General features: G+C 64.0%; 29 protein-coding genes. 14 read left to right on the forward strand and 15 right to left on the reverse strand.

The genetic code is table 11. From position 1 onward, the window contains the following. The first annotated feature begins 206 nt into the window (after nucleotides 1-206). From L610_RS01700 to L610_RS01715, 4 genes are all read left to right on the forward strand, one after another. Nucleotides 207-386, forward strand: coding sequence for a hypothetical protein (locus L610_RS01700; protein WP_024846381.1), 180 nt, complete (start codon nucleotides 207-209; stop codon nucleotides 384-386). A 117-nt stretch (nucleotides 387-503) separates the two neighbouring features. Then, nucleotides 504-1,076 carry a Fic family protein gene (locus L610_RS01705; RefSeq protein WP_371712934.1) on the forward strand — a complete coding sequence of 191 codons (573 nt, stop codon included), beginning with the start codon at nucleotides 504-506 and terminating at the stop codon, nucleotides 1,074-1,076. A gap of 329 nt (nucleotides 1,077-1,405) precedes the next feature. After that, a complete protein-coding gene (gene dtd, locus L610_RS01710; protein ID WP_024846380.1) occupies nucleotides 1,406-1,849 on the forward strand; it encodes a D-aminoacyl-tRNA deacylase in 444 nt (147 codons plus the stop codon). After that, nucleotides 1,846-2,064: a hypothetical protein gene (locus L610_RS01715; protein WP_144701949.1), complete on the forward strand. Its 219-nt coding sequence runs from the start codon at nucleotides 1,846-1,848 to the stop codon at nucleotides 2,062-2,064. Before dtd ends, L610_RS01715 begins: the two co-directional genes overlap by 4 nt. Here L610_RS01715 and L610_RS01720 read toward each other — a convergent pair. The 8 genes from L610_RS01720 to L610_RS01755 all read right to left on the reverse strand — a co-directional run bounded on the left by L610_RS01720 (nucleotide 2,048) and on the right by L610_RS01755 (nucleotide 8,926). After that, on the reverse strand, nucleotides 2,048-2,842 hold the full coding sequence (locus tag L610_RS01720) for a 1-acyl-sn-glycerol-3-phosphate acyltransferase (RefSeq protein ID WP_024846378.1): 795 nt from the start codon (nucleotides 2,840-2,842) through the stop codon (nucleotides 2,048-2,050). The two genes, L610_RS01715 and L610_RS01720, sit on opposite strands and share 17 nt — an antisense overlap. Beyond that, the gene (rimI, locus tag L610_RS01725; protein WP_024846377.1) at nucleotides 2,839-3,327 is read right to left on the reverse strand and encodes a ribosomal protein S18-alanine N-acetyltransferase; all 489 of its coding nucleotides are present in this window, start codon (nucleotides 3,325-3,327) and stop codon (nucleotides 2,839-2,841) included. Before rimI ends, L610_RS01720 begins: the two co-directional genes overlap by 4 nt. Continuing rightward, nucleotides 3,324-3,950, reverse strand: a complete 627-nt coding sequence (gene tsaB / locus L610_RS01730) for a tRNA (adenosine(37)-N6)-threonylcarbamoyltransferase complex dimerization subunit type 1 TsaB (protein WP_024846376.1) — start codon at nucleotides 3,948-3,950, stop codon at nucleotides 3,324-3,326. Before tsaB ends, rimI begins: the two co-directional genes overlap by 4 nt. Further along, the gene (locus tag L610_RS01735; protein ID WP_024846375.1) at nucleotides 3,947-4,759 is read right to left on the reverse strand and encodes a purine-nucleoside phosphorylase; all 813 of its coding nucleotides are present in this window, start codon (nucleotides 4,757-4,759) and stop codon (nucleotides 3,947-3,949) included. Before L610_RS01735 ends, tsaB begins: the two co-directional genes overlap by 4 nt. After that, nucleotides 4,756-5,226: a cytidine deaminase gene (locus L610_RS01740; RefSeq protein ID WP_144701952.1), complete on the reverse strand. Its 471-nt coding sequence runs from the start codon at nucleotides 5,224-5,226 to the stop codon at nucleotides 4,756-4,758. Before L610_RS01740 ends, L610_RS01735 begins: the two co-directional genes overlap by 4 nt. Before the next feature lie 59 nt (nucleotides 5,227-5,285). Then, nucleotides 5,286-6,257, reverse strand: coding sequence for an ABC transporter permease (locus L610_RS01745; RefSeq protein WP_024846373.1), 972 nt, complete (start codon nucleotides 6,255-6,257; stop codon nucleotides 5,286-5,288). Continuing rightward, nucleotides 6,258-7,397, reverse strand: coding sequence for an ABC transporter permease (locus L610_RS01750; protein WP_024846372.1), 1,140 nt, complete (start codon nucleotides 7,395-7,397; stop codon nucleotides 6,258-6,260). Continuing rightward, entirely contained in the window at nucleotides 7,394-8,926 is a 1,533-nt protein-coding gene (locus L610_RS01755) for an ABC transporter ATP-binding protein (protein WP_024846371.1), read from the reverse strand. The genes L610_RS01750 and L610_RS01755 overlap by 4 nt, the downstream gene beginning before the upstream one ends. 185 nt (nucleotides 8,927-9,111) lie before the next feature. Here L610_RS01755 and L610_RS01760 point away from each other — a divergent pair, with 185 nt between their 5' ends. Together L610_RS01760 and L610_RS01765 are read left to right on the forward strand one after the other, a co-directional pair. Further along, nucleotides 9,112-9,315, forward strand: a complete 204-nt coding sequence (locus L610_RS01760; protein ID WP_024846370.1) for a SlyX family protein — start codon at nucleotides 9,112-9,114, stop codon at nucleotides 9,313-9,315. 12 nt (nucleotides 9,316-9,327) lie between these two features. Then, nucleotides 9,328-10,071 carry an anti-sigma factor domain-containing protein gene (locus L610_RS01765; protein WP_024846369.1) on the forward strand — a complete coding sequence of 248 codons (744 nt, stop codon included), beginning with the start codon at nucleotides 9,328-9,330 and terminating at the stop codon, nucleotides 10,069-10,071. Between the two features lie 62 nt (nucleotides 10,072-10,133). On the opposite strand, the gene L610_RS01770 is transcribed toward L610_RS01765, so the two are convergent. Next, entirely contained in the window at nucleotides 10,134-11,129 is a 996-nt protein-coding gene (locus L610_RS01770; protein ID WP_024846368.1) for a BMP family protein, read from the reverse strand. A gap of 312 nt (nucleotides 11,130-11,441) precedes the next feature. Here L610_RS01770 and L610_RS01775 point away from each other — a divergent pair, with 312 nt between their 5' ends. From L610_RS01775 to L610_RS01785, 3 genes are all read left to right on the forward strand, one after another. Beyond that, entirely contained in the window at nucleotides 11,442-11,933 is a 492-nt protein-coding gene (locus L610_RS01775; protein WP_144701955.1) for a hypothetical protein, read from the forward strand. A 129-nt stretch (nucleotides 11,934-12,062) separates the two neighbouring features. Then, the gene (locus tag L610_RS01780) at nucleotides 12,063-12,509 is read left to right on the forward strand and encodes a hypothetical protein (RefSeq protein ID WP_084465661.1); all 447 of its coding nucleotides are present in this window, start codon (nucleotides 12,063-12,065) and stop codon (nucleotides 12,507-12,509) included. Nucleotides 12,510-12,633: 124 nt separating this feature from the next. After that, nucleotides 12,634-13,338 carry a glutathione binding-like protein gene (locus L610_RS01785; RefSeq protein WP_144701958.1) on the forward strand — a complete coding sequence of 235 codons (705 nt, stop codon included), beginning with the start codon at nucleotides 12,634-12,636 and terminating at the stop codon, nucleotides 13,336-13,338. On the opposite strand, the gene L610_RS01790 is transcribed toward L610_RS01785, so the two are convergent. The 4 genes from L610_RS01790 to L610_RS01805 are packed head-to-tail and all read right to left on the reverse strand — an operon-like array spanning nucleotide 13,316 to nucleotide 16,762. Continuing rightward, the gene (locus L610_RS01790) at nucleotides 13,316-14,146 is read right to left on the reverse strand and encodes a metal ABC transporter permease (protein WP_034329067.1); all 831 of its coding nucleotides are present in this window, start codon (nucleotides 14,144-14,146) and stop codon (nucleotides 13,316-13,318) included. The genes L610_RS01785 and L610_RS01790 overlap by 23 nt on opposite strands. Further along, entirely contained in the window at nucleotides 14,146-15,003 is an 858-nt protein-coding gene (locus L610_RS01795; RefSeq protein ID WP_024846363.1) for a metal ABC transporter permease, read from the reverse strand. The genes L610_RS01790 and L610_RS01795 overlap by 1 nt, the downstream gene beginning before the upstream one ends. Next, nucleotides 15,000-15,926: a manganese/iron ABC transporter ATP-binding protein gene (locus L610_RS01800; RefSeq protein ID WP_024846362.1), complete on the reverse strand. Its 927-nt coding sequence runs from the start codon at nucleotides 15,924-15,926 to the stop codon at nucleotides 15,000-15,002. Before L610_RS01800 ends, L610_RS01795 begins: the two co-directional genes overlap by 4 nt. Next, a complete protein-coding gene (locus L610_RS01805; protein ID WP_246658892.1) occupies nucleotides 15,923-16,762 on the reverse strand; it encodes a metal ABC transporter substrate-binding protein in 840 nt (279 codons plus the stop codon). The genes L610_RS01800 and L610_RS01805 overlap by 4 nt, the downstream gene beginning before the upstream one ends. A 214-nt stretch (nucleotides 16,763-16,976) precedes the next feature. Between L610_RS01805 and L610_RS01810 the strand changes: the two genes are divergently transcribed. Further along, nucleotides 16,977-17,408: a Fur family transcriptional regulator gene (locus L610_RS01810; protein WP_024846360.1), complete on the forward strand. Its 432-nt coding sequence runs from the start codon at nucleotides 16,977-16,979 to the stop codon at nucleotides 17,406-17,408. Nucleotides 17,409-17,411: 3 nt separating this feature from the next. On the opposite strand, the gene L610_RS01815 is transcribed toward L610_RS01810, so the two are convergent. Continuing rightward, on the reverse strand, nucleotides 17,412-19,541 hold the full coding sequence (locus L610_RS01815) for a bifunctional diguanylate cyclase/phosphodiesterase (protein WP_246658890.1): 2,130 nt from the start codon (nucleotides 19,539-19,541) through the stop codon (nucleotides 17,412-17,414). A gap of 245 nt (nucleotides 19,542-19,786) precedes the next feature. On the opposite strand from L610_RS01815, the gene gndA reads away from it, so the two are divergent. Then, on the forward strand, nucleotides 19,787-21,208 hold the full coding sequence (gndA, locus tag L610_RS01820; RefSeq protein WP_144701967.1) for an NADP-dependent phosphogluconate dehydrogenase: 1,422 nt from the start codon (nucleotides 19,787-19,789) through the stop codon (nucleotides 21,206-21,208). Here gndA and L610_RS01825 read toward each other — a convergent pair whose 3' ends face one another. Continuing rightward, on the reverse strand, nucleotides 21,209-22,243 hold the full coding sequence (locus L610_RS01825; protein WP_144701970.1) for a LacI family transcriptional regulator: 1,035 nt from the start codon (nucleotides 22,241-22,243) through the stop codon (nucleotides 21,209-21,211). A 299-nt stretch (nucleotides 22,244-22,542) separates the two neighbouring features. Here L610_RS01825 and L610_RS01830 point away from each other — a divergent pair, with 299 nt between their 5' ends. The 3 genes from L610_RS01830 (at nucleotide 22,543) to L610_RS01840 (ending at nucleotide 25,659) form a co-directional block, all read left to right on the forward strand. Beyond that, nucleotides 22,543-23,772 (forward strand): ABC transporter substrate-binding protein, encoded by a 1,230-nt coding sequence (locus L610_RS01830; protein WP_144701973.1) that lies wholly within the window; start codon nucleotides 22,543-22,545, stop codon nucleotides 23,770-23,772. 83 nt (nucleotides 23,773-23,855) lie between these two features. Next, a complete protein-coding gene (locus L610_RS01835) occupies nucleotides 23,856-24,752 on the forward strand; it encodes a carbohydrate ABC transporter permease (RefSeq protein WP_144701976.1) in 897 nt (298 codons plus the stop codon). Further along, on the forward strand, nucleotides 24,745-25,659 hold the full coding sequence (locus L610_RS01840) for a carbohydrate ABC transporter permease (protein ID WP_144701979.1): 915 nt from the start codon (nucleotides 24,745-24,747) through the stop codon (nucleotides 25,657-25,659). Before L610_RS01835 ends, L610_RS01840 begins: the two co-directional genes overlap by 8 nt. The last annotated feature ends 1 nt before the right edge of the window (nucleotide 25,660 follow it).

Here is a 25,660-nt window from a genome sequence, read left to right on the forward strand (position 1 = left end):
GGGCTTGTGGTGAGGCGGATGAGAGGTGAACGCTTACTGTCCACAGGCGCTGATTGCCGCTTATATCCAATCCAGTGATAGCGCGCTTCATGTGAAGATAAATTGATCGCCTTGACTTTTAAAAGGCAGTTGGATTTGTCGCGCGGTTCAGGCACCCTATCTAAGAAGGTGATTTGCGGTGTGACCCGCGAACGGAGAATAAGAAAATGACCGACGCACTCAGGAAACTGATCGAGGCTACCCGGAAATTGGACCAGTCTGCGGGGGAGCGGGAGCAACAGCGCCGGAGTTTCGCCTACGGAAACACGAAGTTTGAGAACGAGCGGATTACCCGCGAAATGGTGGATCAGCAGGCAGAGCTCTTAGAAAGACATGCCGCGACATGAGGTGATCGGTGGCGGATCAGAACCAGCGACATAGTCAAGCTCTGGAAGTAGAGCTAATTTCCGATCCTCAGTTAAAGGCAGAAGCCGAAGCGAGGAACGGTCTTCGCCAGTTCGACTATGGAATCCAGACCATCTATCAAGCGCTGGAGCGGGGGGTTCTTCAAGCTCCGCCCCTCCCTTATTCTTGCTCTCCAGCGAGAAGCTTTGTCCGGCATAAGTGCGTACGCAGGCAATTTTCGTCCGGCGGGGCTGGCAATTGTAGGCAGCAGTCACAAGCCTGTGGAGGCTCATTTAGTCCCGGAACTAATCGAGGAGCTCTGCGACTATGTGAACGACAATTGGGAAGTGAAGACCGCTATCCATCTTGCCGCATACATAATGTGGCGACTCAATTGGATTCATCCATTTGCAGATGGCAATGGCCGTACTTCGCGGATCCTTTCATACGTTGTATTGTCAATTCGGGCGCAGAGTGTTTTTCCCGGCACGCCAACTATTCCGGAGCAGATCGTAGAGAATCGAGATCCTTATTTTGAAGCTTTGGATGCTGCCGATGCGGCTCGGACCGAAGGGAGGGTTGACGTCGGTAGGATGGAAGAACTTCTCTCAAGTATGCTTGCGAAGCAGCTCACAAGTGCCGACGAACGCGCGGGTGGAATAGCATTTGAAGAGTCGGCGGCCGGTGATTAGCTGCTTCGCGGCGCCAAAGACGCTTTCGTTTTTTTATAGCTCGACTGGAGCGGCAACATTCTGCTACCCCTACCCGGCCTCCCGCACCTGTCCTAACTCTCTCCGCGTCGTCACCGAGTTGCGCGTCGAAACGCCGTCGCGTGGAAGAGCGCTGACCGTTCGCTTAATACTTCTGAAGCAGATTGAATTCGTGTGCAGCCGCAGGGGCAGGATCTATCGCCGCCCTCTGGGTGAACGCGATCGACGAACCACCGCCCCCATCCCCCCGCTTTATTTCGCCATCTCACCCCGCTATGCACGGAGCCGTCTGGAATAGTCGGGGTCTATGCATGCGCGCGGTGGTTCAACGGGTTTCATCCGCCTCGGTCACGGTCGACGGCAAGGTGGTGGGCGAGATTGGCGCGGGGTTGATGGTGCTGGTCTGCGCCATGCAGGGCGACACCGAAAAGGAATCCGCCTGGCTCGCGCAGAAGATCGCCAAGCTGCGCATCTTTCGCGACGACGAGGACCGCATGAACCGTTCGGTGCTCGAAACCGGCGGCGAGGTGCTGGTCGTCAGCCAGTTCACGCTGGCCGCCGAGACCAAGGGCAACCGGCCGGGCTTTTCGACCGCCGCGCCCCCGGAGGAAGGCAAGCGCCTCTACGAGCATTTTTCGGCCGAAGTGGCCGCCCAGGGCATTCGCGTAGCCAACGGCATTTTCGGCGCCGACATGCAGGTGGCGCTGGTCAATTCCGGGCCGGTGACGATCTGGCTCGACACGGCCGCCCGATGAGTTTTTTGCGCGCGCTTGTGCTGGTGGTCGTGGCCGGCGTTGCTGCCGGCTGCACCACGGCCGCGCCGCAGCGGCCCGCGCGGGTGGCACCGAAGGCCGAGGTGCGGGCAGAGCCCGCGCGCGGGCCGCAGGCAGCTGAGCCGGTGGAAGCCGGGATCGTGCCGCTGACGGTGGAACAGGACCGGCAGATTTCCGGCGTCAGGCAGGGTTCCTGAGCGCCTCGGCGAACATTCTTTTCACGCGCGCCTCGACCTCGCGGGCGACCTTCTTGCGGTCGTCGCCGGGGCGGAACTCGATCGGCTCGCCGAAGTGCACCTCGACGTCCATCGCGCCCTCGCGCAGCAGTTTTGTCAGATGCGGCATGAGGTCGGCGTCGCCGATCCAGGCCGCGTGCGGGCGGTGGCGGCGATCCATCGGCATGCCCTGCAGGCGCGTATAGGCGATCGCCACCGGCTGGATCGACACGGTCTCGCTGCGGCCTTCGCTGAGCGCCACCTGCGCCGCGCCGAACAGGGTCGACTTGAACGGCAGCAGGGTGTTGCCGTCGCCGGTGGTGCCCTCGGCGAAGAGCACCATCGGGTCACCATTGCTCATGCGGGTGGCGATCTCGCTCGCCTGCTCGCCCGCCTTGCGCCTTGCGCCGCGTTCGACGAACACCGAGCGCTGGAGTTTGGCGAGCAGTCCGAAGACCGGCCAGCCGGCGACTTCCGCCTTGGCGATGAAATGCACCTCGGCGAGCGAGCCGAGCACCATGATGTCCGACCACGAGATGTGGTTGGAGCAGATCAGCAGCGGCCGCGCCTTCGACGGGGCGCCGCGGACATGGATGCGGATGCCGAGCAGTTTGACGGCGAGGCGGTGCCAGAGGCGGGGGATGCGGCCGTCGTCGATGCGGCCGTTGCTTTTCAGCGCGATGACCTGCCAGACGGCCATCGGCAGCGACGCGATCAGGATGATCGCCACTGAGATGACGATCCGGATCGTGCCGATCATTTCAGGTCGCGCCGCATCACCAGCGCGTCGGTCCGCTTCATGCCGGCGCCGTGCTCGTAGTAGCCCGGACGGCGGGCGACTTCGCGAAAACCGAGGCGGCGGTAGAGAGCGATCGCCGGCGCGTTGGTCTCGTCGACCTCGAGGAACAGCGCCTCGGCCCGCTCGGCATGGAGCGTTCGCAGGACAGCCTCCATCAGGTCGCGGCCAAGACCGCGGCGGCGGTGGGCGCGGGCGACGGCTATGGTCAAAATCTCGCCTTCGCCGGCGACAAGGCGGGCGAGGACGAAGCCGGCGGGCATGCCCTTGCGGTTGCCGACCTTCCAGGCGGCAAAGCCGAAGACGGTGTCCTGCTCGAGGAGGGACTCGAACTCGTTCGCCGACCAGGGGCGGACGAAATCCTCCTCGTGGATGGCGGGGAGCTGTTCGGCATCATCCAGCGTCAGCGCTTCGATGGCGTATTCGGTCGAAAGAAACGGAAGCTTCACGAGGCGGCCTTGCGTGGCAGGGCAAAGGAGGTCTGGGGCTTGGCGTCGGCGTCGCGCAGGTAGAGCGGTTTTGGCGGGGCGGCATGACCGGCGGCGAGCTTTTCGCCGGCAAGCCGCGCGTAGACGGCGATGTCGGCGGTCTTGCCGTCGATGATGGCGACGTCGTCGCCTGCAGCGGCGACCATGTTGTCGACCTCCTCGAGGGAGAGGGCGGCGGGGCCGAACTCGGTTTCGCCTTCAGCAGAGAAGCGCGCGACGTAGGCCTGACCGCGGCCGGCGTCGATGCGGACGATGACAGGCTTTTGCGAGGCAGCTTCCGCCGCGATCGCTTCGAGGGTGCTGACGCCGACGGCCGGGACTTTGAGCGCGAGCGCAAGGCCGCGCGCGGTGGAGACGCCGACGCGCACGCCGGTGAACGAGCCCGGGCCGATGGAGACGGCAATGGCGCCAAGGTCGGCGTAAGTGATGCCGGCCGCGGCAAGGGCTGCCTCGATGGTGCCCATCAGCTGCTCGGCATGACCCTTGCCGAGGTCAAGCACCTGGCGGCCGAGCTCGCCCTTGCCGGTGTCGACGACACAGGCGGAGCAGAGGCTTGCGGCGGTATCGATGGCGAGGATGATCATGCTTCAGGCTTGCCCGGTACTGTCGAGAACATGTGGCGCAGGATGGTCGCGAGACGCTTACCACCGATCGGCGCCATCTGTTTGGTCTCGTCGTGCGACAGTTCATCGCCGGTCATGCCGGCGGCGAGGTTGGTGATGACCGAGCATGCGGCGACGCGCAGGCCGAGGAAGCGCGCGAGGATCACTTCCGGCACGGTCGACATGCCGACCGCATTGGCGCCGAGGACGCGCGCAGCGCGGATTTCGGCGGGCGTCTCGAAGGAGGGGCCGGAGAACCACATGTAGACGCCGCGATGAAGCGGGGTATTGGTGGCGACCGCTGCATCGGCGATGCGGGCGCGCAGCTGCGGGTCGTAGGCTTCGGTCATGCCGACGAAGCGGCGATCGCTCGGTTCGCCGATCAGCGGGTTGGTGCCGGAGAAGTTGATGTGGTCGGTGATCAGCATCACCGAGCCGGGGCCCATGCCCTCGTCGAGCGAGCCTGCGGCGTTGGTGAGGATCAGTTCCTCGATGCCGATGGCGGCAAGCGCCTCAAGCACCGGGCGCATCGCCGCCGGATTGCCGGATTCGTAATAGTGGACGCGGCCGGCAAGCATCAGCACCTCCGTGGTGCCGAACTTGCCGGAGACCAACAGGCCGGCATGGCCGGTTACGCCGCTGTGCGGGAAGCCGGGCAGGTCGGAGTAGGGGATGCGGATTGGTTCCTCGACCTCGCCGATGAGGTCCCCGAGGCCGGAGCCGAGGACGAGGGCGACGCGCGGGTGGCGTCCCTGAAGCTGCTCGATGATCTTCGCGACGGTCTCGTTCATTTGAGCGTGTCTCCGGCAAAGCCCAGCGGCAGGATCTCGGCCATGGTCAGCGTCTCGACGACGCCGGTCTGGTCGCAGAGGTGAAGCTTCGTGTCGGCAGTTGCAAACTCGGCGAGGCGCTGGCGGCAGCCCATGACGTAGTGGGCGAGCGCGGTGGTCTCGGCGCACNCCAGCGGCAGGATCTCGGCCATGGTCAGCGTCTCGCAGCCGCCGCAGGGCGTGATGCGGTCCATCTTCTCGGCGACAACGGCAATCTCGGTAATGCGCCCGCCGCCACCCATGACGTAGTGGGCGAGCGCGGTGGTCTCGGCGCACCAGCCCTCGGGGAAGGAGGCGACCTCAATATTGGCGCCTGAAAAGACACGGCCGTCTTCGGTTCTGAGTGCTGCGCCGACCGGGAATTTCGAATAAGGCGCATAGGCCTTCGCCATTGCCTCGCGCGCGGCTTTGAAAAGGTCATCGGCCATGGTGCCAGGATCCCTGAACGAGCTTCTSCCACGGCCGTAACCTGTTCGGCTTCATCCGTCTATCGCTCTTTGACGTAGGGGACACCGCCGGCGCGCGGCGGGATCGCCTTGCCGATGAAGCCGGCGAGCAGGATGACCGTGAGGATGTAAGGCAGCGCCTGGAAGAACTGTGCCGGCACGCGCCCTACCATTGGTAAAGGCGTGCCCTGGAGGCGGATCGCCAGCGCGTCGAGGAAGCCGAACAAGAGGCAGGCGAACATGGCCGGCACCGGGCGCCACTTGGCGAAGATGAGGGCCGCAAGCGCGATGTATCCCTTGCCGGCGGTCATGTCCTTCACGAAGCCGGCGTTCTGGGCGAGCGCCAGATAGGTGCCGGCAAAGCCGCAGAGGATGCCGGTGCAGATCACCGCGCGATAGCGCAGCCAGGCGACCGAAATGCCGGCCGTGTCGACGGCAGCCGGGTTTTCACCGACGGCACGCAGGCGAAGGCCAAAGCGGGTTCGAAACAGGATCCACCAGGTCGCGAACACCATGAAGAAGGCGACGTAGACGAGGATCGAGTGCCCTGACAGGAGCTCGTAATAGACGAAGCCGATCACGGGAATGTCGCGCGCGGCCTCGGCGAAGGGAAGCGTAATGGCGTTGAAGCGGGCCTCCGCGCCAAGCGAGGGCGTGCGCCCGCCCTGCTGGAACCATGCCTGGCCAAGGATGACGGTCGTGCCGGCGGCGATGAAGTTGAGGGCAACGCCCGAGACGATCTGATTGCCGCGATGGGTGATCGAGGCAAAGCCGTGCACGAGCGCGAAGAAGACCGAGATGAGGACGGCGGCGCCGAGCGCGAGCCATGCCGAGCCGGTGACGGCGGCAACGGAGGCGGAGGCGAAGGCGGCGGCCAGCATCTTTCCCTCAAGGCCGATATCGAACACGCCGGCGCGCTCGGAATAGAGGCCGGCAAGGCAGGCAAACAGCAGCGGTATCGACAGCCGGACCGTCGAGTCGAGCACGACGATGAGAGTGTTGAAGAAGTCCATTTACGCCCCGCCACTCCTCGATGCCGCCACCCCCATCGAGCGCGGGCTAATGCTCGCAAACAGTGACTGAGCGGCGGGCCGGAACATGTTCTCGAGCGCCCCCGCGAACAGGATCACAAGGCCCTGGATGATGACGATCATGTCGCGCGAGATGTTCGGCATCTCGAAGGCAAGCTCGGCGCCGCCCTGGTAGAGCATACCGAACAGGATCGCGGCGGGCACGATGCCGGCCGGGTGCGAACGGCCCATCAGCGCAGCGGCGATGCCGACGAAGCCGGCGCCAGTGACGAAGTCGAGCTGCAGCCGGCCCTGGTCACCCATGACGGGATTGAGCGCCATCATGCCGGCGAGCGCGCCGGAGATCATCATGGTGATGATGATGATGCGGGTTTCGCCAATGCCGGCATAGCGCGCGGCCTTGGGCGAATGGCCCTGCGTGCGGATCTCGTAGCCGAGGCGCGTGCGCCAGATCAGCAGCCAGACGAGGAAAGCGCAGAGCAGCGCGAGCAGGAAGGACAGGTTGAACGGCGACGAACGCACCGTGCCGCCGAACAGCTCGATCAACCAGTTGAGCTTGGGAAGCTGGCCGCCTTCGAGGAAGTTGCGCGTCTGAGGCGCCATCGAGTTGGCGGGCTTGAGCGGGCCGACCAGCAGATAGACCATCAGGCTCGCGGCGATGAAGTTGAACATGATCGTCGTGATGACGATGTGCGATCCGCGTTTTGCCTGCAGATAGGCCGGAATGAACGCCCAGCCGGCGCCAACGGCCGCAGCACCGAGGATGGCGAGCGGGAAGGTGAGCCACCACGGCAGGATGGAATCGAAGGTCAGGCACACCAGCCCGACGCCGAGGCCGCCAATATAAGCCTGCCCTTCGCCGCCAATATTGAACAGGCCGCCGTGGAAGGCGACCGCGACGGCAAGGCCGGTGAAAATGAAACTCGTCGAGTAGTAGAGCGTGTAGGCGATGTTGCGGCCCGAGCCGAACGCGCCTTCGAGCATGAGGCCGGCGGCACGCAGCGGGTTTTCGCCGACGAGGAGCACCACGAGGCCGGCAACGGCAAAGGCGACGATCAGGTTGATTAGCGGGATGAGACCGTAGTCGGCCCAGGCAGGAAGCTTGGCGTATGGCGTGCTCACTCTGCTGCCTCCCGCTGCTCGACCCCCGCCATCAGCAGGCCGAGGTCGCCCTCGCTCGCGTCGCCCTTGCGTTCGCCGACGATGCGGCCGTCGAACATGACGAGGATGCGGTCGGACAGCGAACGGATCTCGTCAAGCTCGACCGAGACGATCAGCACGGCCTTGCCGGCGTCGCGCATCTCGATCAGCCGCTTGTGAATGAACTCAATCGCGCCGACGTCGACGCCGCGGGTCGGCTGGCCGACGATCAGCACGTCGGGGTCTTTTTCAATCTCGCGGGCGAGCACGATCTTCTGCTGGTTGCCGCCGGAGAAGTTGGCGGTCTTGAGCCGCTCGTTCGCCGGGCGGATGTCGTAGCGCGTCATCTGCTCGCGGGCGCTCTGGCGGATGCGCTCGATGTCGAGGAACGGACCTTTACGGTAGCGCGGATGGTCGTGGTAGCCGAGGATCGCGTTCTCGCTTTCCTCGAAGGGCAGGACCAGTCCGACGTGGTGCCGGTCCTCCGGCACATGGGCGAGGCCCCAGTCCCGCAAATCGCCCGGATCGACATGGCGCGTGACGTCGAGGAGCGTGCCCTTGAGCGAGACGGTGCCGGATTCGGCGCGGCGGATGCCGCTGATGGTTTCGATCAGTTCCGATTGGCCGTTGCCGGCGACACCGGCGATGCCGACGATTTCGCCGGCCTTGACGTCAAAGCTGACGTCTTTGACGACGGTGCAGCCGCGGCCGTCCTTGACCGTCAGGTTACGCACCGAGAGCATGACGTCGCCGGGCGCTGCCTCGCCCTTCTCGACGCGCAGGAGCACCCGGCGGCCGACCATCAGCTCGGCGAGTTCCTCGACGGTGGTGTCCTTCGTCGCGCGAGAGGCGACCAGCTGGCCCTGCCGCATGACGGCGACATTGTCGGTGATCGCCATGATCTCGCGCAGCTTGTGGGTGATGAGGACGACGGTTTTTCCCTCGGCCTTGAGCTGGGCGAGGATGCGGAATAGGTGATCGGCCTCGGCAGGCGTCAGCACGCCGGTGGGCTCGTCGAGGATCAGGATGTCGGCGCCGCGATAGAGCGCCTTCAGGATCTCGACGCGCTGCTGCAGGCCGACCGGCAAGTCTTCGACGATGGCGTCGGGATCGACCTCAAGTCCGTATTCCTTTTCCAGCCGGCGCAGCTCGGAGCGCGCACGGCTGATCGAGCGGTTGAGCAGTGCCTCGCCCTCGGCGCCAAGGATCACGTTTTCGAGCACGGTGAAGTTCTGCACCAGCATGAAGTGCTGGTGGACCATGCCGATGCCGGCGGCGATGGCGTCGTTGGGGGTGGCGATGGTGGCCGGCTTGCCGTTGACGCGAATTTCGCCGGAATCGGCCTGGTAAAAGCCGTAGAGGATCGACATCAGCGTCGATTTTCCGGCCCCGTTTTCGCCGATGATGCCTTGGATCGTGCCACGGGGAATGGCCAGATTGATGTCGCGATTTGCATGAACTGCACCGAAACTCTTGTTGATACCAACAAGTTCGATCGCGTTTTCTGCCATTCTTCGATCGATCCCCTGGGAGCTTATTTTTCTTCCCTTTGAAATGTCTAGCAGCCGTCTGGTGACTTGCCAATGCGAGCCGGATTGGACACTCGACAAAGACCGGCGCCATTGCCATCTTCGGCCAGGCGGTGGCAAAGGCTCAGCGCATGCAAATCATGCATCACGTGCTGAAGGGAAATGGCATGAACGAGGAACGTATCGTCCAGCTGGAAATCCTCGCTGCCGAGCAGGAAAAGACCATCGCGGAACTTTCCGGCGAGATTGCCGAGCAGTGGAAGGTGATCAACAAGCTGCAGAAGAAGCTCGACGCGCTCATCAACCGCTTCCTGGAGCTTGAGGAACAGGCAGCGCCGGAAATCCCGGTCACCAAGCCGCCGCACTGGTAAGGGGGACGACGCATGACGCTCAGCGACCGGATGGCCCGCGCCGAGGACTATGTCTTCGGCCTGATGAATGACGAGGAGCGGGGCCGGGCCGAGCGGGACATGGAGATCGATCCGCAGTTCCGCGAATGCGTCATGGTGCTTGCCGAGCAGCTCAGGCGGCTGCGCGAGGAAAAGGAAAAGCCGGTCTCGATCACCGACGACGCCTGGCGCGACATCACCCGGCGCATCGCCTCGATGCCGCAGATGGTGGGCGCGGCGACGGCGGAGCGCATGGGCCTGTCATTGGGCGGCGATCCGTCACGCAAGGGACTGCTGCGGCTCAACCGGCCGCTGGCGCATCACTTCATCGGATGGAAGGCGACGGTGATGTCGGTGGCGCTGATCGCCGCGCTCGGCATGGGCTACATGGTGGGCGAGCAGTCGGCGCGGCTGCCGACGCCGGTGGCAACCGCGATCCTGGAAGATGCCGAGGGCAAGCCGGCCGTGTTCGTCGAAGCCTGGGATGACCGCAGCGTGCGGCTGGTGCCGCTCGGCAAGGTCGCGCTGCCCGAGGGCAAGATGCTGCAGTTCTGGATCGACGGAAAGCCCTATGGCGTGATGCCGGCAAGCCTGGAGGCGCTGGTGCGCGGGCCGGAACTGCCGGAGCCGCGCGCGGGGCAGACCTACGAGGTCACCATCGAGAACCTGCCGGGTCTTGGCGGCGAGCCGGCCGAGGTGCCGCTGTTCAAGGGCCTGGCACAGCCGATCGAGCGCTGAGGACAAAACAAAACCGCCGGACGTTCGCCCGGCGGTTCTTTGATTTCTGGAGCGGGCCCGGATCAGAACGGGCAGGAATTGTCGCTCATGAAGTCGTGGACCTTGATCTCGCCGGCGATGATCTTGGCCTTGGCGGCCTCGACCGCTTCCTTCATCTCCGGGGTAATCAGCTTCTCGTTGTGCTCGTCGAGCGAATAGCCAACGCCGTCCTCCGCAAGCCCGAGGTCGTTGATGCCGGGCGTGAAGTTGCCGTTCTTCGCGTCGTTGAACGCGTTGTAGACGGCAACGTCCACCCGCTTGATCATCGAGGTCAGCACGTGGCCGGGATGCAGGCCGTTCTGGTTGGAGTCGACGCCGATGCCGAGCTTGCCAGCGTCAGCGGCGGCCTGCAGCACGCCAACGCCCGTGCCGCCGGCTGCGTGGTAGATCACGTCGGCGCCCTGGTCGATCTGGGCGCGGGTGATCTCGGCGCCGCGGCTCGGATCGTTCCATGCCGACGGCGTGTCGCCGGTGTAGTTGCGGATGACCTTGGTGCCTTCCTTGGTCTCGATCGCGCCCTGGACGTAGCCGCACTCGAACTTGCCGATCAGCGGGATCTGCATGCCACCGACGAAGCCGACCGTGCCGGTCTGCGAGGCCATGGCGGCGAGAAGGCCGACGAGGTAGGAGCCTTCCTGCTCCTTGAACACGACCGAGCGGACGTTGGGCTTCTCGACGACGGTGTCGATGATCGCGAACTGCGTCTCCGGGAACTCGTCGGCGATGATTTCGAGCGCGGACGACCAGGAGAAGCCCGCCATCACGATCGGGTTGCGGCCGTCCTCGGCGAAGCGGCGCAGGGCCTGCTCACGCTGCGCGTCGTTGGAGATCTCGAATTCGACATAGGAGATGCCGGATTCATTCTTGAACTGCTCGGCGCCGTTGAAGGACGCTTCGTTGAACGACTTGTCGAACTTGCCGCCCAGGTCGAAGAGAAGGCCTGGCTGAATGTCTTCCTGAGCCCATGCCGTGGCAGTCATTGCGGTCGCGGCCATCAGGCCTAGAACAAAACGCTTCATCTGATCCACACCCCTGTCGGTCCATCCACAACGCGCGGAACAGGTCGCGGCCTGTTGCTCGCGGGGCGGGATTTCTTTCCCGCCAAAGGCAATCTTGCACGCGGTTTGGCAAAATTCATCCGAAATCTTGACGTTGTGGAAGGTCAGTAAAGGCGGGGCAGAAGAGGAAGCGAAGCTTCACATTGACGCCACACAATGACCCGCAAATCGCCCCTGAACGACTGAAACTCATGGCGCCGCCGATCATTTCCTCTCCGGACGCAGAGACGTCCCCTCCCAGATGGACCACCAAACGGAACGAGAGGAAATGACATGAAACGTCTTCTAGCCATGACGACCGCCACCCTGATGGGCGCCTCGATGATCGCCGCTCCGGCATTTGCCCAGACGGGCGGTGAAGGCGGCGCCAACGATCCGGCATCGTCAGCCACCGAGCAGAACGCATCGCCGTCCCAGGGCAGCGGCTCGCAGCAGGACGTCGACCGCGGCACCACCCAGGCAATCGATGACGGCGCCGGCGACGGCGGCTCGCTGACCGCCGTGACCGGGAGCGGGGCAGCGGCCCAGTCGATTGCTTCGATGGACAGCTTCTCGGACGTGACGGTGCGCCGGATCAGCGGCGAGGAGAGCGCGAATGCATCCGAGGCAGTCTCGCAGAACCGCGATGCGATCACTCAGCTCCAGTCAGCGATTTCCGGCAATGCAGAGCTGATGAGCCGGCTTGAGGCCGAGGGCGTCGAGGTCTCCTCGATCGTCGGTGCGGAGGTAGCCGGCAATGGCGCACTGGTCCTTTACCAGCTCTGACCAATCAACCATGATGAGGCGGCGCAGGAATGGTTCCTGCGCCGCTTTTCGTTGGCCGGAACGTTACTGCATCGGCTTCGTTGAACCCCGGTGCATTCCGTCATCGTCAGCCTGCACGGATCGATTTCCATGAGATTTCTCTTCCTGATTGCCCTGTTGGTCGCAACTCCTTCCGCCTTTGCGCAGGGTCTCGACAAGGAAGGCGCGATCGACACCATCGTCGGGTCCGACGTGACTACCGGCGAGGAAGCCGCGAACAAGGACGAGGGGCGCATCATCAAGGCGATCGAGAACTCGTCCGCCGCCGCGGCTGCGGTGCGCCGCAAATTCTCTCTCGACAAGGTCGAGATCGTCTTCATCCCGGACCTCGACGACAAGGACACGCAGATCGAGGCAAAACTCGAACAGTACAAGCCGCAGGTCACGGAATTGCGCGAGTCGATCCAGGGCAGCGCGATGTTCTACCACGCGGTGGACTCGCGGTCGGTGCAGCTCAACGACATCCTCGCGCTCGAGTTCGATGACAACAACGGTGTCACCATCTTCGTGAAGGGCAGGAACCCGGAAGGCGAATAGCCTTCCCATCACCTTTCAGTCAGCTTCTTTCAAACTCGGCCGCGCCTGCTTGCGTCTGGCGCGGCCATGGCTATTCCTCGACTGTCCGCCGATCCGGACCATGCACGAAAGGGATTCGCACTCCATGACAGACCTATCCAGCTTCCCCATCACCAAGCGCTGGCCGGCACAGGATCCGGGCAAGCTGCAGCTTTATTCCTTCCCGACGCCGAACGGCGTGAAAGTGTCGATCGCGCTGGAGGAAGTCGGTCTTCCGTACGAGGCGCACCTGGTCAACATCTCGAAGAACGAGACCTGGGGCGAGGAATTCCTTTCGCTGAACCCGAACGGCAAGATCCCGGCGATCATCGATCCCAATGGTCCGAACGGAAAGCCGTTCGGCCTGTTCGAGTCGGGCGCGATCCTGCTCTACCTTGCTGAGAAGACCGGCAAGCTCTTGCCGAAGGACCCGGCGCTGCGGATGGAGACGATCCAGTGGGTCTTCTTCCAGATGGGAGGCGTCGGTCCGATGTTCGGCCAGTTCGGCTTCTTCTACAAGTTCGGCGGCAAGGATTTCGAGGACAAGCGCCCGCTCGAGCGCTACCAGAACGAGGCCAAACGCCTGCTCGGTGTCATCGAGCAGCGCATGAACGGCCGCGAGTGGTTCATGGGCGACGAGTTCACCATCGCCGACCTCGCCATCTTCCCGTGGGTGCGCTCGTTGCGCGAGGGCTATGGCGCCGCCGAGGTGCTCGGCCTCGACGAGCTGCCGAACACCAAAGCCTGGGTCGAGCGCTGCATTGCGCGCCCGGCGAGCCAGGTCGGCCTCAACGTACCTCCACGGCCGTAACCCTGATCCGCGTCCTGATGAACGCTGCGATAAACACCAGCGTCATCAGGAGCACGATGGTCGGCGCCGGCGCGCTGTCGATGAAGAAGGACAGATAGACGCCGAGGAACGCGCAGGCGGTCGCGATCAGCATCGAGACCGCCACCATCGCATCGAAGCGCCGGGTGAGCAGGAATGCCGTCGCCCCCGGCGCGATCAGCATGGCGATCGCAAGGATGATGCCGACCGCCTTGAGCGCGCCGACGATCGTCAGCGAAAGCACAGCCAGCAGACCGTAGTGGTAGAAGCGAACCGGCAGCCCGATCGCCCGGGCGTGCTGCGGGTCGAATGCCGCAACCAGCAGGTCGCGGCGCAAGAGGCCGACGAAGCCGAGCGCGATAAGCGCAATCACACCCGTTTCCGCGATATCGCGCCAGGTGACGCCGAGAATGTCGCCGAAGAGGACGTGCATCAGGTGCAGGTCGCTCTCGATCATCGAAAACATGACGACGCCAAGGCCGAACATGCCGGAGAAGACGATGCCCATGACGGTGTCTTCCTTCACCCGGCTGTTTTCCTTCAGGTAGCCGACGGAGATCGAGCAGACCATGCCGGCGGCAAACGCGCCGGCGGCAAGCGGCAGGCCGAGAAGGTAGGCGAGGACGATGCCAGGCAGCACGGCATGGCTGATGGCGTCGCCCATCAGCGACCACCCCTTCAGCACCATGAATGGCGAAAGCAGCCCCATCGGCAGCGCCACCAAGAGGCCGATGACGAAGGCCTGCTGCATGAACGGAAACTGGAAGGGCATCAGCAGCATGTCGAACATTATGCGCCCTCCGCGAGTGCCTTGCGAGCCTGGCGCCGGGCGGCGAGCATGCCGTGCTTGGGCGCAAAGACGAAGGCCATGAGGAAGATCAGCGTCTGCAGGACGACGATGATGCCGCCGGTCGCGCCATCGATGAAGTAGCTCGCATAGGCGCCGACGAAGCAGGTGAGCGTGCCGATCGTGACGCTCAGGATGATGAGACGCGGGAAGCGGTCGGTCAGCAGGTAGGCGGTTGCGCCGGGCGTCACCACCATGGCGATGACGAGGAACGCGCCGACCGTCTGCAGCGCCGCCACCGTCGAAGCAGCAAGCAGCGTGAAGAACAGCGCGCGCAAAAGGCCCGGATTGAGGCCGACGGTGCGGGCATGGTTCTCGTCGAAGAAGACGACCATCAGGTCCTTCCACTTGACGATCAGGATCGCCAGCGAAATGCCGGCGATCAGCACCAGCTGCAGCGTGTCCGAAGGCGTGACGGCAAGGATGTTGCCAAGGACGATGGACTGGATGTTCACCGAGGTCGGCGACAGCGAGACCATGAACAGGCCGAGCCCGAGATAGGAGCTGAAGATCAGGCCGATGATCGCGTCCTCGCGCAGCTTCGTCTGCTGCGTGAGGAAAAGCATCGAGCCGGCTGCGAGCCCGCCGGCAATGAAGGCGCCGAGCGCGAAGGGAAGGCCGAGCATGTAGGCGCCGGCAACACCGGGAACGATGGCGTGGGAAAGGGCATCGCCAATTAGCGACCAGCCCTTCAGCATCAGATAGGCCGAGAGAAATGCGCAGACGGCGCCGATCAGGGCCGAGACCCACATCGCATTGATCATGTAGCCGTAGTTGAACGGCTCGAGGAGGACGCTCATTGCTTCGCCTCGTCCTCATTTGGAGGAACCGCGGGGCCAGCAGTCGAGTGCGCCTTGTCGCCATAGAGGACGAACGGGCGCTCGTCGTCCGTGAGCACCGTCACCGAGCGGGCATCTTCATCATCGTGCAGGGCAGTGCCGCCGAGCACGAAGTGGCGCAGCACGCCGCCAAAGGCGTTGGCGAGGTTCTCGTGGGTGAAGACCTCGGCCGTGGGGCCAGCGGCAAGCACGGTGCGGTTGAGAAGGATGGCGCGGTCGCAGAATTCGGGAACGGAGCCGAGATTGTGGGTCGATACCAGCATCACCCGGCCTTCGGCGCGCAGGTCGCGCAGGAGCGCGATGATCGCCTCCTCGGTGGTGACATCGACGCCCGTGAACGGCTCGTCGAGCAGGATCACCTGGCCTTCCTGGGCGAGCGCACGCGCAAGGAAGACGCGCTTCTTCTGCCCGCCGGAAAGCTCGCCGATCTGGCGCTTGCGAAAGCCGCTCATGCCGACACGCGCGAGCGCCTCATCAACCTTGCGTCGGTCCTCGTCGCGCGGGATGCGCAGGAAGTTCATGTGGCCGTAGCGGCCCATCATGACGACGTCCTCGACGAGGATCGGGAAGTTCCAGTCGACCTCCTCGGCCTGCGGCACATAGGCGACGAGGTTCTTGGCGAGCGCTTTCCGGGCCGGTTCGCCCATGATCGAGACGGAGCCCGCGGCAAGCGGCACGAAGCCCATGATCGCCTTGAACAGCGTCGACTTGCCGGCGCCGTTGACGCCCACCAGCGCGGTTATGGTGCCGCGCGGGATCGAGAAGCAGGCGTTTCTGAGCGCAGCCTGGCCGTTGCGGTAGGTGACGGTGACAGAGTCAACGGCAAGACCGGCGCTGCCGGCGCCGGTCCTTTCTGTCGCCTCGTCTGAGACATGCCGGTTCATTCGCTCAATCCCTCGGCGATGGTTTGTGTCGTGACCCTGAGAAGATCAAGATAGGTCGGCACCGGTCCGCTCTCATCCGACAGCGAGTCGACATAGAGGACGCCGCCGTACTTTGCGCCCGTCTCGCGCGCGACCTGCTGCGCCGGATCCGGCGAGACGGTGCTTTCGCTGAAGATCGCCGGGATTGAGTGCTCGCGCATCGCGTCGATCACCTTGCGGATCTGCTGCGGCGTGCCCTGCTGGTCGGCATTGATCGGCCAGAGGAAGAGTTCCTTGAGGCCGAAGTCGCGAGCCAGGTAGGAGAACGCGCCTTCGCTCGTCACCAGCCAGCGGCGGTCTTCCGGAATAGAGGCAARCCGCTCGCGGATCGGCGCGATCGTTGCTTCGATCTTTGCCTTGTAGGCCTCGGCATTCGCCGCATAGACCTCGGCATTGTCGGGGTCATGCTCGGCAAGCGCCTTCCGGATGTTATCGACATATGTGAGCGCGTCCGTCGGCGACATCCAGGCATGCGGGTTTGGCTTGCCGGTATAGGGGCCATCGGAAATGCTCATCGGCTCGACGCCGTCGCTGACCACGGCGCTCGGCACGTCGCGCAAATTGCTGAAGAAGCGTTCGAACCAGAGCTCGAGATTGAGGCCGTTCCACAGGATGAGGTCGGCATCCTGGGCGCGCAGCATGTCACCCGGCGTCGGCTGGTATTCGTGGATCTCGGCGTTGGGGCGCGTGATCGATTCAACCTCCGCGGCGTCACCGGCAACGTTGCGGGCAATATCGGCAATGACAGTAAAGGTCGTGGCGACCTTGAGCTTTTCGGCATGCGCAACGGCGCACATCTGCGTCAGCACGAGCGCCGCCGCGTAAAAGATCGTCGTAAGACGCATGAAAACTCCAGAACTGCTTTCTCGAACAATTCAAAACTAGGCGAGGCGTTGCATGCTGTCAATGCAATTGCAAATCGTTTGCAACTGGACGGCTCCAGTTGCGAAAGCTGGGCATCGGAGGGGGCCCGGCTTTGCATCGCAGCCGGCGCTGTCGCATAGTCGCGCGATGAACGAGAGCATGATTCAGAAGCCGGATTACGAGACGGCCCTGCGAGAAGCGGGGGTGCGCATCACGCGCCCGCGCCGGGTCATCCTCGGGATCCTGTCGGACGCGGAAGACCATCCGGACGCGATGGAGATCTTCAAGCGCTCGGTCGCGGTCGACTCCAGCATCTCGCTCTCGACCGTCTACCGCACCATGAAGCTGCTGGAGGGGATTGGCGCGATTCACCGGCACGCCTTCGAGGGCGGCCCGTCGCGCTTCGAGCCCGCCGTGGGCGAGCATCACGACCACCTGATCGACATCGAGACGGGGGACGTGATCGAATTTCATTCCGAGCGGATCGAGGAGCTCCAGCAGGAGATCGCCCGATCGCTCGGCTATGACATCGTGCACCACCGCCTCGAGCTCTATGGCCGGCGGCGGCGCAAGAAGTAGGCGTCAGGCGGTCGCCAGCGCGAGATCGAGCTGCGGCTCCGGCTGAGATTCAGCCGTCTTTTCCACCCGCACGGGCTTCCTTTCCTGCTTCGGCTGGCTCGCCTCGAAGCCGGTCATGTGCAGCTGGCCGGATTCCACGATCTCGCTGAGCGGGACCGGGCGGCCGAGGAGATAGCCCTGCGCCTCGTCGCAGCCTTCGGCGTTGAGCAGCGACAGCTGGCCCTGCGTCTCGATGCCTTCGGCGAGCACCGGAATGTCGAGGCTCTTGCCGAGCGCGAGCACGGCGCGGATGATCGCCTTGGCCTGCGGGCTGGTCTCGGCCTCGCCCATGAAGGAGCGGTCGAGCTTGATCTTGTCGAACGGGAAGGCGCGCAGCGTCTCCAGCGACGAATAGCCGGTGCCGAAATCGTCGAGCGCGATGCTGACGCCGAGATCCTTGATCTGCCGCAGCATGCAGAGCGAACGCTCCTTGTCGGCGAAGATCGTGGACTCAGTTAGCTCCAGCTCCAGCCGCTCGGGCGGCAGGCCGGCCTCGTCGAGCACCTCCTTGATGAGACGCGGAAGGTCGGCATGGACGAACTGCACCGGCGAGATGTTGATCGAGACCTTGTAGCCGGGGGTCCAGCTCGCGGCGCGCGAGCAGGCGGTGCGCAGTACCCATTCGCCGAGCGGCAGGATCAGGCCGCTTTCTTCCGCAAGCGGAATGAACTCCGCCGGCGAGATGTAGCCGCGCGTGGGGTGCTTCCAGCGCAACAGCGCTTCGTAGCCGCGGATCTCGCCGGTCGCGACGGCGGTCTGCACCTGGTAGTAGACTTCGAGCTGGCCCTTCTCCACCGCCGCCTTGAGGTCGGCCGCCAGCGAGCGGCGGGCGCGGACCGTCTCGTCCATCGACTGCTCGTAGAAGCAGATCGAGTGCAGGAGGTCGGCCTTGGCGCGGTACATGGCAAGGTCGGCGTTGTTGATGAGCGCTTCCTTGTCGGAAGCATCGCTCGGGTAGAGCGCCACGCCGATACTGGCGCCGGGAGAGAACTGCTTGCCCTCGAAGCTGATCGGCTGGCCGAGCACGGTTTCGAGGCGGGCGAGGAAGTCGGAGATGTCCGTCTTGCTCTTGTAGCGGTGCAGGGCCGCGAACTCGTCGCCGCCGAGGCGGGCAACGAAATCGGTGTCTTCAAGCTGCGCCTTCATGCGCCGGCCGATGTCCTGCAATACGCGATCGCCGGCGGCATGGCCGTGCAGGTCGTTGATCTCCTTGAAGCGGTCGAGGTCGATGCAGATCAGTGCTAGCTCGCCGCCGGTCTCGGTCGCAAGCTCCAGCTCGTGGTCGAGGCGGTCGTTGAAGCTGACACGGTTCGGCAGGCCGGTGAGGCTGTCGTTCATCGCCATCTCGCGCAGGCGCTCGAGCGACTCGGCGCGCACGCTGCCATCGATCACGTGGCTGGCGAGACCGGCGCTGACGATGATGATGCCGACGCTGGCAATGGCGAGCGCCAGCGCCTGCAGCGCCGACGGGTCGGAATAGGAGCCGTCGATCATCATCGGCTCGACGTGGAAGGCGGCCATGCCGGTGAAGTGCAGGCTGACGATCGCGATGACCAGGACCGCGGTTGCGGCAATGCGGCCCTCGTTGGTTTGGCGCTGCATGAACACGTGCATCGACTGCGCCGACAGGACCGTCGAGAGCACGACGGACGCGACCAGATAATCGGTGTCCCAGGTGAGAACGCCCTGGACGCGGTAGGCGATCATGCCGGTGTAGTGCATGGCGACGATAGCAAGGCCGACGAGGGCACCGCCGATCGCGGGCATGACGCGGCTCATACGGCTCAGCGCCACGGCGAAGCCGAGGCACGAGCCGATGATTGCCACCAGCATGGACACGATCGTCATGACTGGATCGAACGACACCGGTGTGCCGGGCTCGTAGCCGAGCATCGCGATGAAATGTGTACACCAGATCGATGCACCGGCAGCGACGGCTGCTATGAACAGCCAGGACATCTTCTGCAGCCCGGACGTGCGGGACGCATCGGTCAGCAGTCGGGTAATTGTTGCCGATCCGCCAATGCAAACCGCAGCGGCTACCAGCACCAGAACGAGGCTGTGCTCGTCCTTGATGCAACTCAGGACTCTCATCATTTTCTTCTACGCCCACCCAGGCTGAGCAGATCTTCCGTCGCTCTGGGTCGGTTGTATACGAAGCCACAAGTTGCGCGGACGTTAATTTGCACCGCAACATGCTCAATCGCTGTAGGGAACCGGGGTTTTTCAGCTTATCCGAAAGTCATGCCTCATGGCTGGTATGCAGCTGCAGCGGTTGACGCTCGGGACCGCCGATGCACATTCTTCCAAAACGCCAAAGTTTCGGAGCAGGAACGTCGATGTCCAAAGCTGAAATCGGCCTGATTGGCCTCGGTGTGATGGGAGCCAATCTCGCCCTGAACATCGCCGAAAAGGGTTACCCGGTCGCCGTATACAATCGGACCACCTCCCGAACCGGCACCTTCTTCGAAAATGCGGGCGAACTGCGCCAGAACATCGTTCCCTGCGCGACGCTCGAAGAGTTCGCGGCCCAGATCAAGCCGCCGCGGCCGATCATCCTGATGGTGCAGGCCGGCAAGGCCGTCGACGAGCAGATTGAGGGCCTGCGCGACTTCCTTTCGCCCGGCGACATCATCATCGACGCCGGCAACGCCAATTTCCGCGATACCATCCGCCGCTTCGACGAACTCGAGAATTCGGGCCTGACCTTCATCGGCATGGGTGTGTCGGGCGGCGAGGAAGGCGCGCGCCATGGCCCGTCGATCATGGTCGGCGGCGAGAAGCAGGCTTATGAGCGCGTCGAGAGCGTGCTGAAGTCGATCGCGGCGAAGTTCGAGGGCGAGCCGTGCTGCGCCTGGCTCGGCCACGGCGGCGCCGGCCACTTCGTCAAGACGATCCACAACGGCATCGAATATGCCGACATGCAGATGATCGCCGAGATCTACGGCATCCTGCGCGACGGCTTCGGCATGGCGGCGAGCGACATCGGCGCCATCTTCTCCGAGTGGAACAAGGGCCGTCTCAACTCCTACCTCGTCGAGATCACGGCTGCCGTCCTCGAGACGGAAGATCCGGATTCCGGCGCTCCGATCGTCGACCGCATCCTCGACCGCGCCGGCCAGAAGGGCACCGGCCGCTGGTCGGCCATCGAAGCGCAGATGATGGGCGTGCCGGCAACGGCCATCGAATCCGCTGTCGCTGCGCGCAGCCTCTCGGCTGAGCGCGGCCTGCGCCAGATGGCTGCCAAGGCCTATGGGGGCACGCCGGCTGCCAGCGGAACGACGCCGGATGCGGACTTCATCCGCGACCTCGAGCTCGCGCTGTTCGCTGGCAAGATCGCGGCTTATGCGCAGGGCTTTGCGGTGATGGACCAGGCCTCGGAGGAGTTCCAGTGGAACCTGCCGATGCCGACGATCGCGCGCATCTGGCGTGCGGGATGCATCATCCGCTCGCAGTTCCTTGGAACGCTGGCAAAGTCGTTCGAGGCAGACCCGGATGCCGAAAACCTGCTCCTGATCGGCGACTTCGTCGAGATGATGAAGGAGGCGCATCCGTCGCTTCGCCGCATTGTGGCCCATGCGGCCGTCAATGGCCTGCCGGTCCCGGCACTGTCGGCGGCACTCGGATATTTCGACTCGTTCCGCCAGGCGCGCGGCACCGCGAACCTCATCCAGGCGCAGCGCGACTATTTCGGCGCCCACGGCTTCGAGCGCATCGACCAGGACGGCGAGCATCACGGCCCGTGGGGCTCGGGCCTCTGATCAGGACGGATCGTCCGGCGCAGCCAAAGTCTGGAGCGTATCGGCGGGAATGCCGTCGATGCGCGCCTTGACGGCCTTCGCAAGCTGGCGCCCGGCGAGGCGGAAATCCTCGTTGACGGTCAACAGCTCGCGCCGGAAAATCTTTACGAGCTTGCTCGACTGCTTGGTGGCGACATCGATGTCCCGGCCGAGCCGCAAACCTACTTCCTCCAGCGCCGACACGACGGCAAAGGCTGCCGCACCGCTGCCGCAAACGATGCCGTCCGGCGCATTTGGCCGGTGAAGGAGCTGCAGCGCACGTTCCTTGAGCTCCTCGATCGGCAGGTCGATCGAGGCATCGCGGAACGGGATTTCCGTGCAGCCGCACTCGGCTAAGCCTTCGGTAAACCCCTCGCTCATGTGGCGGTTGTAGGTGAGATGCGGCGGCGGGCTCACGAGCGCAAGGCGCCGGCGTCCGGCCGCAGCGAGCGCCCGAACCGCCTTCAGCGCGAAGGCATGGTTGTCGAAGTCGTGCCAGGCATGGGCGATGCCCATCTGCGTGCGGCCATGGGTGGCGAATGGAAAATTGTGCTCGGTGAGATAACGCACGCGCGGATCATCCGGCCGCGTCTGCGACAGGATGATGCCATCGGCCGAGTGGGTCTCGACGACATAGCGCACGGGCGTCATCGGGTCCTCGGACCCGGAATAGGGCGTCAGGATCAGGTGATAGGGCGAACCGGCAAGCTCGGCGGCGACACCGGCAATCATGTCGGAAATGAAGCCCATCAGCTGCTCGTCGGTGTTGAGGATCAGCGAGATGACGTTCGTCTTGCCGGTGCGCAGGCGCACGCCGGCGCGATTCGGCCGGTAGCCGACCTGGCGCGCGACAAGTTGCACGCGACGCTTAGTTTCCTCGCCGATTTCCGGCGCATCCTTCAGCGCGCGCGAAACGGTCGTCACGCCAAGCCCGGTCATGAAGGCGATTGTCTTCAGCGTCGGCGGGGCGCTCTGAGGTGCGGCTTCAGTGGCCCCGGCCTTCTCAACATCAGTCATGATGTGCAGTCCAATTCTCGGTCACTGTATCGTTACAGGATTTTTCGCCGCTGCACAGGGAAAATTGAAGCTCATCAACCGGCGCGTCGCTGTCAGCATCCAACGGCACCCTACGCAAGGCCGTACGTTTCATCATTAAGAATCAGGAATATGCGCTGCTTCTGAAGCGAGTCGGTCGATCGCTGCTGCCACCCGATTTGTTCGAGTCGCGAAATTAATAGCTGCCGAGATGTTGCGCGATCTCGAAGCTTGCCCTATCGTTCCATCTGTAACGTTACAGTTTTCAGGGAGGAGATCTGATGCGCTACGGGTTGTTGACTGCTGCCTTCGCCTTGTCGTCGGCACTGCATGTCTCTGCATACGCCGCTGAACTGGAAGTGACGCACTGGTGGACTTCAGGCGGCGAAGCCGCGGCGGTCGCCGAATTCGCGAAAGCCTTCGACGCATCAGGTCACAAATGGATCGACGGCGCCGTCGGCGGCGGCGGCCCGAACGCCCGCACCGTGTTCGTCAGCCGCCTGACCGGCGGCGACCCGATGGGCGCGACGCAGTTCAATCACGGCCGTCAGGCCGAGGAGCTGGTGGAGGCCGGGCTGATGCGCGACCTCACCGACATCGCAACCGAGGACAAGTGGCTCGAGGTCATCAACCCGCCGACGCTGCTCGATGGCTGCACGGTCGACGGCAAGATCTACTGCGTGCCGATCAACATCCACTCCTGGCAGTGGCTGTGGCTGTCGCACAAGGCATTCGAGGATGTCGGCTTGCCTGTCCCGAAGAACTGGGATGAGTTCGTGGCCGCCGCGCCGAAGCTGCGCGAGGCGGGCAAGCTCCCGCTCGCCCTCGGCAGCCAGCCGTGGCAGTCCGCCGGCCTGTTCCAGGTGCTGATGGCCTCGCTCGGCGGGCCGGAGATCTTCAACAAGGTCTATGGCGACAAGGACGCGGAGGCGGCGGCCGGCGAAGAAATCAAGCGCGTCTTTGCAGCGGCGGGCGATGCCCGCGAGATGGCCAAGGGCTCCAACGTGCAGGACTGGAACCAGGCGACCAACCTCGTCATCACCGGCCAGGCCGGCGGGCAGGTGATGGGTGACTGGGCGCAGGGCGACTTCCAGGTCGCCGGTCAGGTGGCCGGCAAAGACTATTCGTGCCTGCCGGGCCTCGGCGTCAACGAGGTGATTGCGACCGGTGGCGACGCCTTCTACTTCCCGGTTCTCAAGGACGAGGAAAAGAGCAAGGCGCAGGTCGACCTTGCCCGTCTCATGCTCTCGCCGGAGGTGCAGGTCGCCTTCAACCTGAAGAAGGGATCGCTCCCCGTTCGTGGCGACATCGACCTCAATGCCGCCAATGACTGCATGAAGAAGGGCCTCGAAATCCTCGCGGCCGGCAAGACCGTTCCCGCGCCCGAGCAGCTGCTGAGCCAGGACACGATCACCCAGATCAACGATCTGATGGTCGAGTTCTTCAGCTCCGAGATGAGCGAGGCGGACGCCCAGACCCGCTTCGCCGACATCATCGCTGGCGCTGACTAGGCCCCGCGCCGGCGTAGGGAATGCCGACCTCCTCCGGCGGCATTCCCTCCCCAAAATTCTGACGGCTTGAACGAGAGGCGCCAATGACTGGGCAGTCGCGTCCCAACCGGCTATTGCGCAATCTCAGCGCGAAGATCGCATCGATCCCGATGGTACTGACGGCGCTGTGCGTGTTCGTCGGCGGCACGATCTGGACGGTGGTCTATTCCTTCACCGACTCCCGCCTGCTGCCGCGGCTGCGGTTCGTTGGCCTCGACCAGTACGAACGCCTGTGGCGCACGCCGCGCTGGCTGATCTCGATCGAGAACCTGGCCATCTTCGGCACGCTGTCGCTGATCTTCTCGCTGGCGATCGGGTTTCTGCTGGCGGCTCTCCTCGACCAGAAGATCCGCTTCGAAAACACCTTCCGCACGATCTTCCTCTATCCGTTCGCGCTGTCCTTCATCGTCACCGGCCTCGTCTGGCAGTGGCTGCTCAATCCCGACTTCGGCATTCAGGGGCTAGTGCGCTCGTGGGGCTGGGAAAGCTTCACCTTCGATCCGCTCTACAATCAGGACATCGTCATCTATGGCATTCTCATCGCCGCGCTGTGGCAGGGCACGGGGCTCGTCATGTGCATCATGCTGGCGGGCCTGCGCGGTATCGACGAGGACATCTGGAAAGCCGCGCGCGTGGACGGCATCCCGATGTGGAAGACCTACCTCTTCATCGTCATTCCGATGATGCGGCCGGTATTCATCACCGCGCTGGTGCTGATCGCCTCCGGCATCGTGCGCGTCTACGACCTCGTCGTCGCGCAGACCGGCGGCGGGCCGGGCATCTCGTCGGAAGTGCCGGCCAAGTACGTCTACAACATGATGTTCGAGGCGCAGAACCTCGGCCAGGGCTTCGCGGCCTCGACCATGATGCTGCTGTCCGTCCTCATCGTGCTGATCCCGTGGGCCTATCTCGAATTCGGCGGGAGGAAGCGCCATGGCTGACGTCACCGCAATCAGCCCGGCGGAACTCGCCGGCCCCTCCGGCCGCCGGCCGCGCCGGGCGATCTCGCGCCGCAACGTCTTCATCTACGGCACGCTGCTGCTGGTATCGGTCTATTACCTTCTGCCGCTCTACCTGATGATCGTGACCTCACTGAAAGGGCTGCCCGAAATCCGCATGGGCAATGTCTTTGCCCCGCCGGTCGAAATCACGTTCGAGCCGTGGGTGAAGGCATGGGCGCAGGCCTGCACCGGCCTCAACTGCGACGGGCTTTCGCGCGGCTTCTGGAATTCGGTGCGCATCACCGTACCCTCGGTGATTCTGTCGATCCTGATCGCCTCGATCAACGGCTACGCGCTCGCCAACTGGCGCTTCAGGGGCGCGAACGTCTTCTTCACGATCCTGATCTTCGGCGCGTTCATCCCCTATCAGGTGATGCTCTACCCAATCGTCATCATGCTGCGGGAGCTCGGCCTCTATGGCGAGCTGTGGGGGCTGGTGATCGTGCACACGATCTTCGGCATGCCGATCCTGACGCTGCTGTTCCGCAACTACTTCACGTCGCTGCCGGAGGAGCTGTTCAAGGCCGCGCGCGTCGACGGCGCCGGGTTCTGGGCGATCTATCTCAAGATCATGCTGCCGATGTCGCTGCCGATCTTCGTGGTGGCGATCATCATCCAGGTCACCGGCATCTGGAACGACTTCCTGTTCGGCATCGTCTACACGCGCCCCGAATATTACCCGATGACGGTGCAGCTCAATAACATCGTCAACTCGGTCCAGGGCGTGAAGGAATACAACGTCAACATGGCGGCGACGCTGCTGACGGGCCTGGTGCCGCTGATCGTCTACTTCGTTTCAGGCAAGCTTTTCGTGCGCGGCATCGCTGCCGGCGCGGTCAAGGGTTAGG

It is taken from the genome of Aminobacter sp. J44, assembly GCF_007829415.1.
GTDB lineage: Bacteria > Pseudomonadota > Alphaproteobacteria > Rhizobiales > Rhizobiaceae > Aerobium.

Coding starts and splice junctions, on each gene's coding strand:
- L610_RS01715 (WP_144701949.1), top strand. CDS start 1,846: ATGAGTTTTTTGCGCGCGCTTGTGCTGGTGGTCGTGGCCGGCGTTGCT.
- L610_RS01835 (WP_144701976.1), top strand. CDS start 23,856: ATGACTGGGCAGTCGCGTCCCAACCGGCTATTGCGCAATCTCAGCGCG.
- L610_RS01735 (WP_024846375.1), bottom strand. CDS start 4,759: ATGAACGAGACCGTCGCGAAGATCATCGAGCAGCTTCAGGGACGCCAC.
- L610_RS01830 (WP_144701973.1), top strand. CDS start 22,543: ATGCGCTACGGGTTGTTGACTGCTGCCTTCGCCTTGTCGTCGGCACTG.
- L610_RS01795 (WP_024846363.1), bottom strand. CDS start 15,003: ATGAGCGTCCTCCTCGAGCCGTTCAACTACGGCTACATGATCAATGCG.
- L610_RS01825 (WP_144701970.1), bottom strand. CDS start 22,243: ATGACTGATGTTGAGAAGGCCGGGGCCACTGAAGCCGCACCTCAGAGC.
- dtd (WP_024846380.1), top strand. CDS start 1,406: ATGCGCGCGGTGGTTCAACGGGTTTCATCCGCCTCGGTCACGGTCGAC.
- L610_RS01775 (WP_144701955.1), top strand. CDS start 11,442: ATGAAACGTCTTCTAGCCATGACGACCGCCACCCTGATGGGCGCCTCG.
- L610_RS01765 (WP_024846369.1), top strand. CDS start 9,328: ATGACGCTCAGCGACCGGATGGCCCGCGCCGAGGACTATGTCTTCGGC.
- L610_RS01720 (WP_024846378.1), bottom strand. CDS start 2,842: ATGATCGGCACGATCCGGATCGTCATCTCAGTGGCGATCATCCTGATC.
- L610_RS01790 (WP_034329067.1), bottom strand. CDS start 14,146: ATGTTCGACATGCTGCTGATGCCCTTCCAGTTTCCGTTCATGCAGCAG.
- L610_RS01755 (WP_024846371.1), bottom strand. CDS start 8,926: ATGGCAGAAAACGCGATCGAACTTGTTGGTATCAACAAGAGTTTCGGT.
- L610_RS01700 (WP_024846381.1), top strand. CDS start 207: ATGACCGACGCACTCAGGAAACTGATCGAGGCTACCCGGAAATTGGAC.
- L610_RS01815 (WP_246658890.1), bottom strand. CDS start 19,541: ATGAGAGTCCTGAGTTGCATCAAGGACGAGCACAGCCTCGTTCTGGTG.
- L610_RS01780 (WP_084465661.1), top strand. CDS start 12,063: ATGAGATTTCTCTTCCTGATTGCCCTGTTGGTCGCAACTCCTTCCGCC.
- L610_RS01745 (WP_024846373.1), bottom strand. CDS start 6,257: ATGGACTTCTTCAACACTCTCATCGTCGTGCTCGACTCGACGGTCCGG.
- L610_RS01800 (WP_024846362.1), bottom strand. CDS start 15,926: ATGAACCGGCATGTCTCAGACGAGGCGACAGAAAGGACCGGCGCCGGC.
- L610_RS01840 (WP_144701979.1), top strand. CDS start 24,745: ATGGCTGACGTCACCGCAATCAGCCCGGCGGAACTCGCCGGCCCCTCC.
- tsaB (WP_024846376.1), bottom strand. CDS start 3,950: ATGATCATCCTCGCCATCGATACCGCCGCAAGCCTCTGCTCCGCCTGT.
- L610_RS01705 (WP_371712934.1), top strand. CDS start 504: ATGGAATCCAGACCATCTATCAAGCGCTGGAGCGGGGGGTTCTTCAAG.
- L610_RS01770 (WP_024846368.1), bottom strand. CDS start 11,129: ATGAAGCGTTTTGTTCTAGGCCTGATGGCCGCGACCGCAATGACTGCC.
- L610_RS01785 (WP_144701958.1), top strand. CDS start 12,634: ATGACAGACCTATCCAGCTTCCCCATCACCAAGCGCTGGCCGGCACAG.
- gndA (WP_144701967.1), top strand. CDS start 19,787: ATGTCCAAAGCTGAAATCGGCCTGATTGGCCTCGGTGTGATGGGAGCC.
- L610_RS01810 (WP_024846360.1), top strand. CDS start 16,977: ATGAACGAGAGCATGATTCAGAAGCCGGATTACGAGACGGCCCTGCGA.
- L610_RS01760 (WP_024846370.1), top strand. CDS start 9,112: ATGAACGAGGAACGTATCGTCCAGCTGGAAATCCTCGCTGCCGAGCAG.